Source organism: Gordonia hankookensis (assembly GCF_014673215.1).
Taxonomy (GTDB): Bacteria; Actinomycetota; Actinomycetes; order Mycobacteriales; family Mycobacteriaceae; genus Gordonia; species Gordonia hankookensis.
The window spans coordinates 324011-339331 of the sequence record NZ_JACWMS010000005.1 but is presented as its reverse complement, the minus strand read 5'-3'; the positions used below and the strand labels follow the sequence as shown (position 1 = coordinate 339331).

Genomic DNA, 15321 nt, shown 5'->3' with positions numbered 1-15321 from the left:
TACCGAGACGGGGGCGAGGGTGCGACCGCAGCACGATGAACATCTACGCTCGTAGCATGCAGCGAATCATCGGCACCGAGGTCGAGTACGGGATCTCAGCTCCCGGCGACCCGACCGCGAACCCGATCATGACCTCCACCCAGGCCGTGCTGGCGTACGCCGCGGCCGCGGGTGTGCCGCGCGCGAAGCGCACACGCTGGGACTATGAGGTGGAATCCCCCCTGCGTGATGCCCGCGGATTCGATCTCGGGCGGGGGTCGGGTCCGGCACCCATCATCGACGCCGACGAGATCGGCGCGGCGAACATGATCCTGACCAACGGCGCCCGCCTCTACGTCGACCATGCGCACCCGGAGTACTCGGCTCCCGAGGTCACCGACCCGATGGACGCGGTCATCTGGGACAAGGCGGGGGAGCGGGTCATGGAGGCGGCCGCCCGGCATGTGGCCAGTGTCCCGGGCGCACCTCGCCTGCAGCTCTACAAGAACAACATCGACGGCAAGGGTGCGTCCTACGGCACCCATGAGAACTATCTGATGAACCGCGAGACCCCGTTCACCGCGGTCATCGCCGGTCTCACCACGTTCTTCGCCTCGCGTCAGGTGATCACCGGGTCGGGCCGGGTCGGCATCGGCCAGTCCGGCGACGAGGCGGGCTACCAGCTGTCGCAGCGCTCGGACTACATCGAGGTCGAGGTCGGCCTCGAGACCACCCTCAAGCGGGGCATCATCAACACCCGCGACGAGCCCCACGCCGATCCGGAACGCTATCGCCGACTGCACGTCATCATCGGCGACGCGAACCTGGCCGAGACCGCGACCTACCTCAAGGTCGGCACCACCGCCCTGGTCCTGGACCTCATCGAGGCGGGCGTCGACTTCTCCGACATCGAGCTGGCGCGACCGGTGCAGGCTGTGCACACGATCAGCCATGACCCCGGTCTGACCACCACTGTCGCGCTCACCGACGGCCGGGAACTGACCGCGCTCGCGTTGCAGCGGGAGTACCTCGAGCGGTGCATGAAGTTCCACGAGACCGAACGCAGCGACGACACCCGCGCCGCGCACGTCCTGGAGACCTGGGCCGACGTCCTCGACCGGCTCGAGCGGGATCCGATGGAGTGCGCCGACATCCTCGACTGGCCCGCCAAGCTGCGCATCCTCGAAGGATTCCGCCAGCGCGAGGGTCTGGGATGGTCGGCGCCGCGACTGCAGCTGATCGATCTGCAGTACTCCGACGTCCGGCTCGACAAGGGTCTCTACAACCGGCTCGTGGCGCGTGGATCGATGAAGCGTCTCGTCGACGAGAACGACGTGATGCGGGCGATCAACCAGCCCCCGGACAACACCCGGGCGTACTTCCGGGGCGAGTGCTTGCGGCGGTTCGGCGCGGAGATCGCGGCCGCCAGCTGGGATTCGGTGATCTTCGACCTCGGCGGCGATTCGCTGGTCCGGATACCGACGCTCGAGCCGCTGCGGGGGAGTCGTGCCCACGTCGGGGAGCTCCTGGATTCGGTGAATTCCGCCGCGGAGCTCGTCGACCAGCTGACGACGACCTCCTGACGCAGCCGCGCGGCGGGCGTGTTCGCTTCCGCCCCTGCGGGCGTCCGCACCGGTAGGGTGTGGAGTTACACGATGTGGAGTCCGGCAACGATCTGCCGGATCTCGGCCGAGCGGGCCGAATCGGTTGAAGGAGGCAGCAGATGGCGCAGGAACAGACCAAGCGCGGTGGCGGCGACGACGATGACGACATCGGTTCGGACGGCGGTGCCGGCCAGGAACGCCGCGAGAAGCTTGCCGAGGACACCGACGACCTGCTCGACGAGATCGACGACGTGCTCGAGGAGAACGCCGAAGACTTCGTGCGCGCCTACGTGCAGAAGGGCGGCCAGTGAGCGATCGGTTCGGATCACTGCACCCCTACCAATCCGCGCGGCCCACATCTGCATCCTCGTCGTTGATGGGGGCGGACATCTCGTCGTTCACCGAGTACGTCCGGGCGCACGCGCCCGAGCAGCTTCCGCAGCACCGGGCTGAGCGCATGAGCATCAGTGGCGCGGGTACCGCGGACGAGATCCCGCACGGCACCACGATCGTCGCGGTGTCCTATCCGGGTGGCGTGGTTCTTGCCGGCGACCGGCGTTCCACCGCGGGGAATCTCATCGCCAATCGTGACGTGCAGAAGGTCTACATCACCGACGAGTACTCGGCCGCCGGCATCGCCGGTACAGCCGGGATCGCGATCGAGATGGTCCGGCTGTTCGCGGTGGAGCTCGAGCATTACGAGAAGATCGAGGGCGTCTCGCTCACCCTGGACGGCAAGGTGAGCCGTCTCGCCTCCATGGTGCGCGGCAACCTCGGCGCTGCCATGCAGGGACTGGCGGCCATCCCGCTGCTCGTCGGTTACGACATCGATCATGACGATCCGTCCGAACGCGGCCGGATCTTCTCCTTCGACGTCGCAGGCGACCGGCACGAGGAACTCGGCGGCTACCAGGCGATCGGATCGGGATCGGTCTTCGCCAAGTCGTCGCTCAAGAAGCTGTACCGCAACGACCTGGATGGCGTATCGGCGTTGTCGATAGCGATCGAATCGCTCTACGACGCCGCCGACGACGACTCGGCGACCGGCGGCCCCGACCTCATTCGCAAGATCTTCCCGACCGCGGTGATCGTGGCGGCCGACGGGGCGCGCGAGGTCGCACCGTCGGAGATCGAGGAGGCGGCACGGGTCATCTTGGACCGACGGGCCGCCGAGCACGAGGGGGATCCACGATGACGTTCCCGTATTACGCCAGTGCCGAACAGATCATGCGCGACCGCTCGGACCTGGCGCGCAAGGGGATTGCGCGTGGCCGCAGTGTGGTGGCCCTGACATATGCCGACGGGGTGCTCTTCGTCGCGGAGAACCCGTCGAACACCTTGCGCAAGGTCAGCGAGATCTACGACCGCATCGGCTTCGCGGCGGTCGGCAAGTACAACGAGTTCGAGAGCCTCCGAAAGGCGGGCATCCAGCTCGCGGACATGCGCGGTTACAGCTACGACCGTGCCGACGTCGCAGGTCTCTCGTTGGCCAACGCCTACGCCAACACCCTGGGCGCCGTGTTCACCGAGCAGGCCAAGCCCTATGAGGTCGAGCTGTGTGTGGCCGAGGTGGCCAAGCCGGGCAAGCCGGGCCCGTCGCAGCTCTATCGCATCAGCTACGACGGTTCCATCTCGGACGAGACCCGGTTCCTGGTGATGGGTGGCGCCAACGACGCGATCACCGCGGCGTTGCGCACCAGCTACGAGCCCGATCTCGAGCTCTCGGCGGCCCTGGCGGTCGCCGTGGCGGCCTTGGCGACCCCACCCGAGGCGAGCGGCAACGGATCCGGCGCGTCGTCGACGGCCACCGCGACGTCGGCGCCGCCACGGGAGTTGACCGCCAACGATCTCGAGGTGGCGATCCTCGATCGGAATCGTCCGCGCAGGGCGTTCAAGCGACTGAACAACACCGCGTTGACGGATCTGCTGCCCAGTGTCGCCCCCGGGCCCGACTCGCAGGCCGGCGACGGGGACGGGAACGACGCGGCCTCCTCCTCGGGGGACACGGAATCCTGACTGCGCCCGGGCGGTGACCGGACCGGACCATCCGGTCGGGCCACCGCCGTCGCGTCGCCGGGTCCACGGGGTGTTCCGCGAGTAGGGTTGACGATGTGCAGCGTCGAATCATGGGTATCGAGACCGAATTCGGTGTCACATGTACCTTTCACGGTCATCGTCGATTGAGTCCGGACGAGGTGGCCCGCTACCTCTTCCGGCGGGTTGTCTCCTGGGGACGTTCGTCCAACGTCTTCCTGCAGAACGGGGCGCGCCTCTATCTCGACGTGGGATCGCACCCCGAATATGCGACCGCCGAGTGCGACAGCCTGATCCAGTTGATCAACCATGACCGGGCCGGTGAGCTCGTCCTGGAGGATCTCCTGATCGATGCCGAGCAGCGATTGGCCGACGAGGGGATCGGCGGCGACATCTACCTGTTCAAGAACAACACCGACTCGGCGGGCAACTCCTACGGGTGCCACGAGAACTACCTGGTGGTGCGGGCAGGAGAGTTCTCCCGGATCTCCGACGTGCTGCTGCCCTTCCTGGTCACCCGGCAGCTGATCTGCGGTGCGGGCAAGGTCCTGCAGACCCCGAAGGCCGCCACCTTCTGCCTCTCGCAACGAGCGGAACACATCTGGGAGGGCGTGTCGTCGGCGACCACCCGGTCACGACCGATCATCAACACCCGCGACGAGCCGCATGCGGATGCGGAGAAGTACCGACGGCTGCACGTCATCGTCGGGGACTCGAACATGGCCGAGATGACCACGATGCTCAAGGTGGGCTCGGCTGCGCTCGTGCTGGAGATGATCGAGGCCGGTGTCGCGTTCCGCGATTTCGCCCTCGACAACCCGATCCGCGCGATCCGCGAGGTCAGCCACGACCCCACCGGTCGACGACCGGTGCGCCTGGCAGGCGGCAGGCAGGCGAGTGCCCTGGACATCCAGCGTGAGTACCACGCGCGGGCCGTCGAGCACATGGTCAACCGCCGCCCGGATCCGGAGATGGACCAGGTGGTCGACCTGTGGGGGCGGATGCTCGACGCCGTCGAGGCCGACGACTTCTCCAAGGTCGACACCGAGGTCGACTGGGTGATCAAGCGCAAGCTGTTCGACCGGTACCAGGACCGGTACTCGATGGATCTCTCGGACCCGAAGATCGCGCAGCTCGATCTCGCATTCCACGACATCAAGCGCGGTCGCGGGGTGTTCGACGTGCTGACGCGCAAGGGGCTGGTCACGCGGGCCACCACCGACGAGGCGATCGCGAACGCGGTGAACGAACCGCCGCAGACCACCCGTGCGAAACTCCGCGGCGACTTCATCTCCGCCGCGCAGAAGGCGGGTCGGGATTTCACCGTCGACTGGGTGCATCTGAAGCTCAACGATCAGGCGCAGCGGACGGTGTTGTGCAAGGACCCGTTCCGCAGTGTCGACGAGCGCGTCGATCGACTCATCGCGTCGATGTGATGCGTAAGCTGTTCCGGTGTCAACCCCGAAAGTCGAACGCCTGCTGAACCTCGTGATCTGCCTGCTGTCGACCAGTCAGTTCGTGACCGCGGAGTACATCCGCCGCAACGTCAAGGGCTACAACGACGACGGGCAGTCCGTCGAGGCCTTCAACAGGATGTTCGAACGCGACAAGACGGAGCTGCGCGACCTCGGCATCCCGCTGGTGACCGGCCGGGAGCGGCTGTCGGGTGGTGCCGACGGGTACCGGATCAACCGGGACAGCTACGAACTGCCCGACATCGAGCTCGACCGTTCGGAGGCCGCCGTGGTCGCGATGGCGGCGGCGCTGTGGGATGCCCCGGAGATCGCCGCGATCTCACAGACGGCCGTACTCAAGCTCCAGGCCGCCGGGATCGACGTCCGCACCGACGACGAGATCGGCTTCTCCGCCGCCCTGTCCGCTCGGTCGGTCGGCTCGGAATCGGCTCTGGCGACGCTGTTGTCGGCGATCGGGGCGTCGCAGGCGGTGACCTTCACCTACCGGTCGGGCGCGGCCTCGACAGCGGCGACCCGGACCCTGGAGCCCTGGGGAGTGGTGACCCATCGAGGGCGCTGGTACGTCGTCGGGCACGACCGCGATCGCGCGGCCACCCGCACCTTCCGACTCTCGCGGATCTCGGATGTCACCGCGGTCGGCGCCGCGGGCACCGTGACCGTCCCGGACGACACCGACCTCCAGAGCATCGTCACGACCGCCGTCGAGTCCGCGGCCGGTTCGGACGGCCGGACCGCCCGCATCTGGGTGGCGGCTGACCGGGCCGCCGGACTTCGACGTCTCGCCACCCAGGCGGCCGCCCACGACCACGACGGCGAGGCAGGTGATGTCCTGGAGATCGAGATCCGGTCGATGTCCACCCTGGCCCGGATGGCGCTGGGCGCCGGCGCCGACGCCGTGGTGCTGTCGCCTCCCGAACTGCGGGACATGGTGATCGCATCGCTGGACCGACTCACCGGGGTGAGCGCCTGATGGCGCCGCGTCCCGATCGGTTCAGTCGCCTGCTCGCGCTGGTCCCGTACTTCGCCGCGCGACGCGGTATCGCGCTGGAGCAGGCCGCCCGCGACCTCGGCATCACCCCAAGGCAACTGACCAAGGATCTCGAACTCCTCTTTGTCTGTGGCCTGCCCGGGCACTTTCCCGACGACCTCATCGATCTGCAGTTCGAACAGGGTTATGTGGAGGTCGGGTTCACCGCCGGGATGAATCGCCCGCTGAGTCTGACCAGCACCGAGGCGAGCACCATGCTCGTCGCCCTACGTGCCCTGCTCGACATGCCCGGCGCGGTCGACCGCGCGGCCGCGCGCCGTGCCATCGCCAAGATCGAGCAGGCTGTCGGGGCTTCGGAGAAGCGCCTGCCCGTCCCCACCGGCGGCGGTGACGAGGGTGGCGACTCCGACAACCCCACCTACGCGACCATCCGCGACGCGGTACGGGCCGAGCGTGCCCTCGAGATCCGCTATTACTCCGCCACTCGCGACAGCGTGACCGAACGAGTCGTCGATCCGATCCGGCTGCAGACCATGGACGGCAACACCTATCTCGAGGCGTGGTGCCGGAGCAGCGACGGGGTCCGGTTGTTCCGCTTCGATCGGGTCGAGACCGCGACAATGCTGGACGAACCGGCAACCCCGCCGGCCGAAGCGCTCGCACATCCGCAGTCGGCGATCCTCTCCGACAATCCGGATCTGCCGTCGGCCGAGATCGAGATCGACCCGGACGAGCTCTGGATCCTCGATTACTACCTCGTCGAGCCACTCGAGCCGGTCGAGAACCGCACCGACCCGGACGCGCCGCTGCGCGCACGCCTCGTCTACGGTTCGGCGGACTGGCTGTCGCGATTCCTGCTGGGTTTCGGGGGTCGCGTCAGACCTGTCTCGGACCCCGGTATCGCTGATATGGTCGCCTCGACGGCTGCGGCAGCTCGAGGACGGTATCAGTGAGGTCGCGGCGACCGGTTGTGCACTCGGCTGCCCGACTTCCCTCGGGTAGCATTGGCAATGTCGCGATTCGGAGGTAGAAACATGGGCGCTTTGTCCTGGTGGCACTGGGTGATCGTCTTGCTCGTGGTGGTGATCTTGTTCGGCTCCAAGAAGCTGCCCGACGCCGCGCGCGGACTGGGCCAGTCGTTGCGGATCTTCAAGAGCGAGGTCAAGGAGATGCAGAACGACGGCAAGGACCCCGGCGAGCCTGCCGCGCCGACCACACGCGAGCTTCCCCCCGGCGAGGCTCCCACGAATTCCGCGCCTACGAACTCCGCGCCGAAGTCGCCCGATGACGTGAAGAAGTCCGCGTAGGCGCTCGGCGGAACCGAGGCCAGGGCACCCGCGTGCGAATTTCTCTCGACCCGAGACGCCGTAAACGCAAGCTCAACCCTGACGGCACCATGCCGTTGGTCGAGCATCTCTACGAACTCCGGACCAGAGTCGTCATCTCCATGCTCGCGATCGTCGTGACGACGATCATCGGCTTCATCTGGTACACACACGGCTTGTTCGGCACCCCGTCACTGGGCGAGTTGCTGCGCGGGCCGTACTGCGACCTGCCCTCGTCTTCACGGGCGACACTCACCGATGACGGCTCGTGCCGTCTCCTGGCGACCGGTCCATTCGATCAGTTCATGCTGCGGCTGAAGGTCGCACTGACCGCGGGCGTGGTGCTCGCCTGCCCGATCTGGCTCTATCAGATCTGGGAGTTCATCACCCCCGGCCTGCACTCGAACGAACGCCGCTACGCGGTCAGTTTCGTGTCTGCCGCCGCGGCCCTGTTCGTGACCGGTGCGATCCTTGCCTACCTCGTCGTCTCGAAGGCCTTCCACTTCCTGTTGACGGTCGGCAACGATGTGCAGGTGACCGCATTGGCAGGCGACCAGTACTTCGGGTTCATGCTCCACCTGCTGATCATCTTCGGCGTGAGCTTCGAGTTGCCGCTCCTGATCGTCGCGCTGAACGTCATCGGCGTCCTGACATATGCGCGTCTCAAGTCGTGGCGTCGTGGGTTGGTCTTCGCGTTGTTCGTCTTCGCCGCGATCGCAACCCCCGGGCAGGATCCCTTCAGCATGCTCGCATTGTCGGTGGCCCTGACGGTGCTCCTTGAGTTCGCGATCCAGTTCGCGCGGATCAACGACAAGCGGCGCAAGCGGCAGGCGGCAACGGACTGGTCCTCGATACCCGACGACCAGGCGAGCCCGCTCCCGGCAACGGGGCCCGCACCCACGGCGTCGCGGATCGCATCGTCGCAGTCGGATCCTCACGGCCACGGCGCTTCCGCAGCCGGTACCTCGGTACGCGACCGCGACACCTTCGACGACATCCTGTGACCCGACTCGACGACTTCACCGACCGGCTCGCCTTTCGGCTCGACGACTTCCAGCGCCGGGCCTGTGTCGCCCTGGAGGCCGGGCACGGCGTCCTGGTCTGCGCGCCGACCGGCGCGGGGAAGACGATCGTCGGTGAGTTCGCCGTCCACCTCGCGCTCGCGGGTGGGACGAAATGTTTCTATACGACGCCGATCAAAGCGCTGAGCAACCAGAAGTACGCCGACCTGGTCGCCATCCACGGTGCGGACTCGGTCGGTCTGCTGACGGGGGACCAGTCGATCAACTCCGACGCACCGGTGGTGGTGATGACCACCGAGGTCGTGCGCAACATGATCTATGCGAACTCGCGTGCGCTGCAAGGCCTTTCCCATGTGGTGATGGATGAGGTGCATTTCCTCGCGGACCGGTTCCGCGGTGCGGTGTGGGAAGAGGTGATCCTGCACCTCGAACCGGCGGTGAGGGTCGTGAGTCTGTCTGCGACGGTCAGCAATGCCGAGGAGTTCGGCGACTGGATCCAGACCGTTCGCGGCGACACCACCGTCGTCGTCGACGAACACCGCCCGGTTCCGCTGAGTCAGCACATGCTGGTGGGTACCCGGATGTTCGACCTCTTCGACCCGACGGCCGACGCCCCGAGCCCGTCGAAAACGGTACGTCCGCAGGTGAACCCGGAACTCAAGCGCTACATCCGACACCGGGTCCTGATGGCCGACGACCGGGACGACCGCGGTCGGGGCCGAGGGCGCCGTGGGCCACCGCCACGGGGCGGACGACGAGGCGGCGGTGCCCGTCCGCCCTCGCGGCCCGATCTGGTCGCGCGCCTCGATCGAGAAGGTCTGCTGCCGGCGATCGGCTTCATCTTCTCCCGCGCAGGTTGCGATGGCGCCCTCGCACAGTGCCTGCGGTCGGGGCTGCATCTGCTGACCCCACGGGAGTCCCAGGCGGTCGACGAGGTGGTGGACCGGCACCTGACCGAACTGTCACCGGCGGACGAAGAGATCCTCGGCGTCGCAGAGTGGAGGGCTGGTCTGCGTCGGGGCTTCGCCGCCCACCACGCCGGCCTGCTGCCGACCTTCCGGCACACCGTGGAGGAACTCTTCACGCTCGGTCTGGTCAGAATGGTCTTCGCCACGGAGACCCTCGCGCTCGGTATCAACATGCCCGCCCGCACCGTCGCCCTCGAACGGCTGATCAAGTTCAACGGTGAAGCCCACGTCGACCTGACGCCCGGTGAGTTCACCCAGTTGACCGGTAGGGCAGGTCGGCGCGGGATCGATGTCGAAGGGCACGCGGTGGTCGTGTGGACCCCCGACCTCGTGCCCGAGGAGGTCGCGGGTCTGGCCGGCGCGCGAACCTTTCCGCTGCGCAGCTCGTTCCAGCCCGAATACAACATGGCGGTCAACCTGATCGGCCGCCTCGGCCTCGCCGGTTCGCGCGAACTCCTGAACCGGTCCTTCGCCCAGTTCCAGGCCGATCGGTCGGTGGTCGGTCAGGCACGCAAGGCCGACGAGGCCCGTCGGCGGTTGCGCAAGCTCGACGTCGAACTGGCCGGGGCTGCCGAGAACCGTGGGCTGGAGCCGGGCGTCCTCGACACCGACGACGACGATCCCGACAGCCATGAGACCTATCCGGGATTCCTGGGCTATGTGCAGCTCCGGGAGGACATCCGGCGCCGTGAACGAGAACTCAAGTTCGAGCGCCGCACGGCCAACACGCAGTCGACGGTTGCGGATCTGGCCGCTCTGAAACGAGGACATGTCATCGGCCTCCACGGCGGTCGCCACCGAGGGCTCGCGGTGGTCCTCGAACCCGCCGCGCAAGCGGTGGACCCCAAGCCGCTGGTGTTGAGCGAGGATGCCTGGTGTGGCCGGGTGGGCACCCGCGACTTCGTCAATCCGCCGCAGGTCCTCGGCAACATGCGGTTGCCCAAACATGTCGACCGGCGCACCGGGAAGGGGCGTCGGGATCTCGCGTCCGCACTGCGATCGACGGGTATCGAGATGCCGCGCGGTCGGTCCAAGAAGCAGCGTGCGGTCGCCGCCGACGATCGTGAACTCGGCCGCCTGCGTTCGACCTTGCGCAATCACCCCGCACACGGTCTCGACGGCAACGACGAACTGTTCCGACTCGCGGAGCGACGCAATCGGGTGGTCCGCGAGATCGCGTCCGCCGACCGCGCGATCGGAGAACGTACCTCGACGCTGGGGGTGCAGTTCGGCCGGATCGTCGGCGTCCTCGCCGAACTGGGGTATCTCGATGCCTCCGATGGACCCGGCGGCCGGGAGACGTCGGTGACCGCTGCGGGTCATCTACTCAGCCGAATCTACAGCGAGAGCGACCTGCTGGTGACCGAGTGCATCAGAGCCGGGATCTGGGACGCGTTGGCTCCGCACGAACTGGCCGCAGTGGTCGCCGCGATGGTCTTCGAGGCCCGCCGGGAGAGCTACTCGGGCATCGACGCGATGCCCGGCAACGCCGCGCAGCGCGATGCCCTCGCCCGCACAGTCGAGATCTGGCGCGAGGTGACCGACGTCGAGTCCAGGCATCGTGTCGACCCCACCCGGGAACCGGACACTGGATTCTCGGTTGCGGTGTCGCTGTGGGCATCTGGGCGTTCGCTCACCGAATCCCTCGCCGCGGCGGGTGAGCGCGGTCAGTTGCTGTCGCCGGGAGATTTCGTCCGGTGGAATCGTCAGGTCATCGACCTCCTGGAACAGATCCGGCTCGGAGTGGGGGCCGATACGCGGCTCGCAGGCGCGGCACGCGCGGCCGTCGGCGCGATCCGGCGTGGCGTGGTGGCCGCGGAGCTGCGCTGAGGGCGACCTGGACGGCCTTACCACACACGCGTCAGGAGCACGCTGGGCTCCCGACGTGTGAGGTAACGTTCTCCACGCGGTCGGGAGTACGGGGTGGGCCGGTTCGACCACCCGTCGCGGGACCCGCGGCGGGGCACGTTCCTCCCTCGACGACCACCATGTCCAGGCGTAACGGTGCCCAGACACCGGGCAGAGCGGGAGAGACGCATGAGCGAGCCGAACGATCCGAGCGGTCCGAGCGGACAGCAGCCGGACTCGGATGGATCGGAGCCGGGGACGGCACAGGATGCCTCGACGCCCGACGCGGCACCCGCGCCGCACATGCAGCAACCCGAATACCCGCAACCGGGATTCTCCCAGACCGGCCATGGTGATCACGGCCCCGGACCGACCGGTCCGGCACAGCCGCAAGGTCAACCCGCCTACGGGCAGCCGGCGTATGGCCAACCGGCGTATGGCCAACCGATGTACGGCCAGCCCGGACAGCCCGCACAGGGAGAGCAGGTTCCGGGTCCGCAAGGCTATGGGCAGCAAAGCTATGGCCAACAGAACCACGGCCAACAAATCTACGGCCAGCCGCCTGCCTACGGCGCCCAACAGCCGGCCGCCGGCGCCTTTCCGCCTGCCCAGGGATACGCACCCGGGCAGCCCGGCCACTACGGTGCACCGGGGCAGTACGCTCCCGGGCAGTATGCCGGGTCGGGTCAGTATGGTGATCCGTCCCAACCGGGGGGAGGGTACGGTCCGCCGCCCGGCGATCACACCCAGCAGCAATACGCGGGTCCGCCGCAGTACGGCCAGTTCGGGGGCGACCAGTTCTCGTCGATGGCCACACCTCAGGGCAAGTCGAGTCGGCGCCGACTGCTGCTGTTCGGCGGCGGGGCCGCGATCCTGATCCTGGCGATCGTCCTGATCACCGCATTCGTCGTGCCGGGCTGGGCGCCGAAGACGATCTCACAGGACGCCGTGCAAGACGGCGTCAAGAAGGTGCTCACCGAGGACTATCAGGCCAGCGAGGTCTCCGACGTCGAGTGCCCGTCCGGCCAACGCGTCGAGCAAGGGGCGTCCTTCACCTGCAAGGCCACTGTCGGCGGTCAGCAGCAGACCGTCACGGTGACCTTCCTCGACGACGACGGCAAGTACGAGGTGTCTCGCCCGACCAGCTGAAGTGCGCTCTCGCACACGGCGTAGTCAGGCCGGACCGGTGGCGATCGTGTACTCGCGGTGGAGATGGCCAGTGGCAACGCCCCATTCCGACGTCGCGGTTCGACGTTGATGGGCGTCGAACGCCGCCCGATCCGTGAAGCATTCCTCGACCGTCAACCGATCCGGGTGATCGGGGCTCGGAGTGACCGAGAAGGCGACACACCCGGCCTCGGCCAGGGTCAGGCGGCAGTGCTGCTCGAGCAGTGTGTCCACGCGTTCGCGTTCTTCGGCAGGGACGAGAATCCAGCCGGTGAGGCGGATTTCGGCCCCTCGTCGTGGATTCATCGGTCTGATCGGGCCGGCCAGTCGAGGGCTTTGGCCAAGCGTGCCACCGACGCCCCGATACCGAGTTCGTCGATCAGATCGGCCAGTCCGCCGGGGTCGGCGGGGGCGTCGGGCAGCCGATCGTCGTCGGTACTGTCGATGGTTTCGGCATCGGTGCGAACCAACACCACCGTGCGAGCGGCCGTCAGATAGTCCGCGGAGGCCAGCAACGACTTCCGCGCTCGGGTGGCGAGCGACGATGCGCTGTCGGCCGCGGCGGCCTCCAGTGCGTCGAGACTCCCGAACTCGCGGATCAGTTTCGCCGCGGTCTTCTCGCCGATGCCGGGAACGCCCGGCAGCCCGTCCGACGGATCGCCGCGCAGCATCGCCATCTCGGCGTACGCGACACCGGCCCGGTCCTCGGGAACCGCGTACTTCTCGGCGAGTTCGACCGGACCCATCATCTCCGCCTTCGACAGGCCCCGGCCCACGTAGAGCACCCGGACCTCGACCGGATCGTCGGAGACGACCTGCAGAAGGTCTCGATCGCCGCTGACCACGACGACCGGGTCCGTCGACTCGTCGTAGGCCAGGGTGCCGATCACGTCGTCGGCCTCACAGCCGACCGCGCCCGAGGTCGCGATCCCCGCGCACCGCAGCACGTCGAGGATCATGTCGACCTGCGGCGTCAACGTGTCCGGGACCTCCTCGACGTCGGTGAGAGGTCCGCCGTCGGAGTCCGCGGCGCCGCCCGGGGTGTGTGGAACCTCTTCGGCCACCCGGTGCGCCTTGTACGACGGGATGAGGTCGGTGCGGAACGCAGGCCGCCAGTCGAGGTCCAGGCAGACGACGAGGCGGGTCGGCCGTTCCCTGGTGACCAGAGCCGCGATGGTGTCGACGAAACCCCGGACCGCGTTGACCGGACGGCCATCTGGCGAGGTCATCTTCTCCGGCAGGGCGTAGAAAGAGCGGAACCACAGACTCGCCCCGTCGAGGAGCATCAGCGAACCAGCCATGCCCCAACTCTGTCATTGTCCGGCGTAGGCTGCGCTCATGGCCTACCGGTTCTCCTCCGACGTTTACCGCAATCGCCTCGAGAAGGCCCGACAACTCACTGCGGATGCGGGCCTCGACGCGCTCCTGGTGTCGACCGGCCCGGACCTGCGATACCTCACCGGCTCACGCGCCGACACCTTCGAACGCCTGACCGCACTGGTCGTGCCGGCCGACGCCGATCCACGACTTGTCGTCGCCCGCCTGGAACTGGCGTCGGTCCGCGACTCGGCCATCGCCGACCTCGGGATCGACGTCGCGGACTGGGTGGACGGGCAGGATCCCTACGGGCTCGCCCTCGCCGGATTGCCGCCGTCGTCGAAGCTCGCGGTGTGCGACACGATGCCCGCACTGCATGTGGTCCCGATCGCCTCGCACACCGGCGCCACCCCCGCGCTGGCCACCGATGTCTTGCGTGAGCTCCGGATGATCAAGGACGACAGCGAGATCGACTCGCTGCGGGAGGCCGGAGCGGCGATCGACAGGGTGCACGCGAGGATGGGGGAATGGCTGCGGCCCGGCCGCACCGAGCGCGACGTCGCCGACGACATCCGCGCCGCGATCCTCGCCGAGGGCCACACCGAGGCCGCGTTCATCATCGTCGGGTCCGGCCCGCACGGCGCGGACCCGCATCATGAGTATTCCGACCGCGTCATCGAGGCCGACGACATCGTCGTCATCGACATCGGCGGTCCCGTCGATCCGGGATACAACTCGGACTCCACGCGTACCTACTGCTTCGCCGAACCTGCTTCCGACGTCGCCGACGCCTATGCCGCACTGCACGATGCGCAGCGAGCAGCCGTCGCAGTGATCCGCCCCGGGATCACCGCCGAGCAGGTCGACGCGACGGCGCGAGATCACCTGCGCGAGTTCGGTCTCGCCGACAACTTCATCCATCGAACCGGGCACGGCATCGGGTTGTCGGTGCACGAGGAGCCCTACATCGTCGGCGGCAACGGCATCACGTTGCGGCCAGGGATGGCATTCAGCGTCGAACCGGGTGTCTACTTCGACGGTCGGTGGGGGGCACGCATCGAGGACATCGTGGTGGTCACCGACGACGGCTGCGAGGCGATGAACACCCGGCCGCACGAACTCGCGATCCTCTGATCCGCCGCCTGGGCACAGAATTCCAGCGAAGGTCGGAAGTCAGCCCAGGAGCGTCTTCGAACCCATGACGCGCCGGACGGCGATCTCGATGACCACACGTCGCGGATTGGGTTTCGGCTCGCGGTAGCGCAGGGCGTAGCGCTCCTCCGCATCCCGGACATCGTCCGGTTCGCGGCGAATCGTGGCCGGTCCCTCGAGAGTCAGCCACCGTGGGCCGTCGACGTTGGTCACCGATGCGTACCCACCGCGCTCGACGTTGCGGACCTTCTGTTTCCCGTCGGTGGTGATCACCCGGGCAAGCCCGTGCTCGCCATCCCACGTGAAGCCGACGGCGACGACGTGAGGTGTTCCGTCGGCGCGCGCGGTCGCGAGCGTGGCGAGATGGCGTTCGCGGAGGAATTCGGCCGCGGCCGGGCCCAGATCGGCAGGGGTACGGGTCATGGCGGTCACGTTAGCGGTC

The 15321-nt window shown here is 67.7% G+C and carries 15 protein-coding genes; 12 read left to right on the top strand and 3 right to left on the bottom strand.

All coding sequences use genetic code 11. From position 1 onward, the window contains the following. The first annotated feature begins 56 nt into the window (after window positions 1-56). From dop to IDF66_RS22005, 11 genes are all read left to right on the top strand, one after another. Window positions 57-1562 carry a depupylase/deamidase Dop gene (dop, locus tag IDF66_RS22055; protein WP_164309668.1) on the top strand — a complete coding sequence of 502 codons (1506 nt, stop codon included), beginning with the start codon at window positions 57-59 and terminating at the stop codon, window positions 1560-1562. 140 nt (window positions 1563-1702) lie between these two features. After that, window positions 1703-1894, top strand: a complete 192-nt coding sequence (locus tag IDF66_RS22050) for a ubiquitin-like protein Pup (RefSeq protein ID WP_161059114.1) — start codon at window positions 1703-1705, stop codon at window positions 1892-1894. Further along, entirely contained in the window at window positions 1891-2778 is an 888-nt protein-coding gene (prcB, locus tag IDF66_RS22045) for a proteasome subunit beta (protein ID WP_190268624.1), read from the top strand. The genes IDF66_RS22050 and prcB overlap by 4 nt, the downstream gene beginning before the upstream one ends. Continuing rightward, window positions 2775-3599 (top strand): proteasome subunit alpha, encoded by an 825-nt coding sequence (prcA, locus tag IDF66_RS22040; RefSeq protein WP_190268623.1) that lies wholly within the window; start codon window positions 2775-2777, stop codon window positions 3597-3599. The genes prcB and prcA overlap by 4 nt, the downstream gene beginning before the upstream one ends. A gap of 95 nt (window positions 3600-3694) precedes the next feature. Further along, window positions 3695-5053 (top strand): Pup--protein ligase, encoded by a 1359-nt coding sequence (gene pafA, locus IDF66_RS22035; RefSeq protein ID WP_164309671.1) that lies wholly within the window; start codon window positions 3695-3697, stop codon window positions 5051-5053. A gap of 16 nt (window positions 5054-5069) precedes the next feature. Beyond that, window positions 5070-6062 (top strand): helix-turn-helix transcriptional regulator, encoded by a 993-nt coding sequence (locus IDF66_RS22030; RefSeq protein ID WP_164309672.1) that lies wholly within the window; start codon window positions 5070-5072, stop codon window positions 6060-6062. Then, entirely contained in the window at window positions 6059-7033 is a 975-nt protein-coding gene (locus IDF66_RS22025) for a helix-turn-helix transcriptional regulator (RefSeq protein WP_387999750.1), read from the top strand. The genes IDF66_RS22030 and IDF66_RS22025 overlap by 4 nt, the downstream gene beginning before the upstream one ends. 81 nt (window positions 7034-7114) lie before the next feature. Continuing rightward, entirely contained in the window at window positions 7115-7387 is a 273-nt protein-coding gene (tatA, locus tag IDF66_RS22020) for a Sec-independent protein translocase subunit TatA (RefSeq protein WP_190268621.1), read from the top strand. 32 nt (window positions 7388-7419) lie between these two features. Further along, complete coding sequence (gene tatC / locus IDF66_RS22015; RefSeq protein ID WP_190268620.1) at window positions 7420-8409, top strand: twin-arginine translocase subunit TatC; 990 nt, start codon at window positions 7420-7422, stop codon at window positions 8407-8409. Continuing rightward, window positions 8406-11225 carry a DEAD/DEAH box helicase gene (locus IDF66_RS22010; RefSeq protein WP_190268619.1) on the top strand — a complete coding sequence of 940 codons (2820 nt, stop codon included), beginning with the start codon at window positions 8406-8408 and terminating at the stop codon, window positions 11223-11225. Before tatC ends, IDF66_RS22010 begins: the two co-directional genes overlap by 4 nt. Window positions 11226-11432: 207 nt before the next feature. Beyond that, the gene (locus IDF66_RS22005; RefSeq protein ID WP_190268618.1) at window positions 11433-12392 is read left to right on the top strand and encodes a DUF4333 domain-containing protein; all 960 of its coding nucleotides are present in this window, start codon (window positions 11433-11435) and stop codon (window positions 12390-12392) included. A gap of 24 nt (window positions 12393-12416) precedes the next feature. Here IDF66_RS22005 and IDF66_RS22000 read toward each other — a convergent pair whose 3' ends face one another. Beyond that, on the bottom strand, window positions 12417-12716 hold the full coding sequence (locus IDF66_RS22000) for a putative quinol monooxygenase (protein ID WP_164309678.1): 300 nt from the start codon (window positions 12714-12716) through the stop codon (window positions 12417-12419). Further along, complete coding sequence (locus tag IDF66_RS21995; protein WP_164309913.1) at window positions 12713-13696, bottom strand: 5'-3' exonuclease; 984 nt, start codon at window positions 13694-13696, stop codon at window positions 12713-12715. Before IDF66_RS21995 ends, IDF66_RS22000 begins: the two co-directional genes overlap by 4 nt. Window positions 13697-13748: 52 nt before the next feature. Between IDF66_RS21995 and IDF66_RS21990 the strand changes: the two genes are divergently transcribed. Next, complete coding sequence (locus IDF66_RS21990) at window positions 13749-14861, top strand: M24 family metallopeptidase (protein WP_190268617.1); 1113 nt, start codon at window positions 13749-13751, stop codon at window positions 14859-14861. A 39-nt stretch (window positions 14862-14900) separates the two neighbouring features. Here the strand turns inward: IDF66_RS21990 and IDF66_RS21985 are convergent, their stop codons facing one another. Further along, window positions 14901-15302, bottom strand: a complete 402-nt coding sequence (locus tag IDF66_RS21985) for a PPOX class F420-dependent oxidoreductase (protein ID WP_164309680.1) — start codon at window positions 15300-15302, stop codon at window positions 14901-14903. Between the last annotated feature and the right edge of the window lie 19 nt (window positions 15303-15321).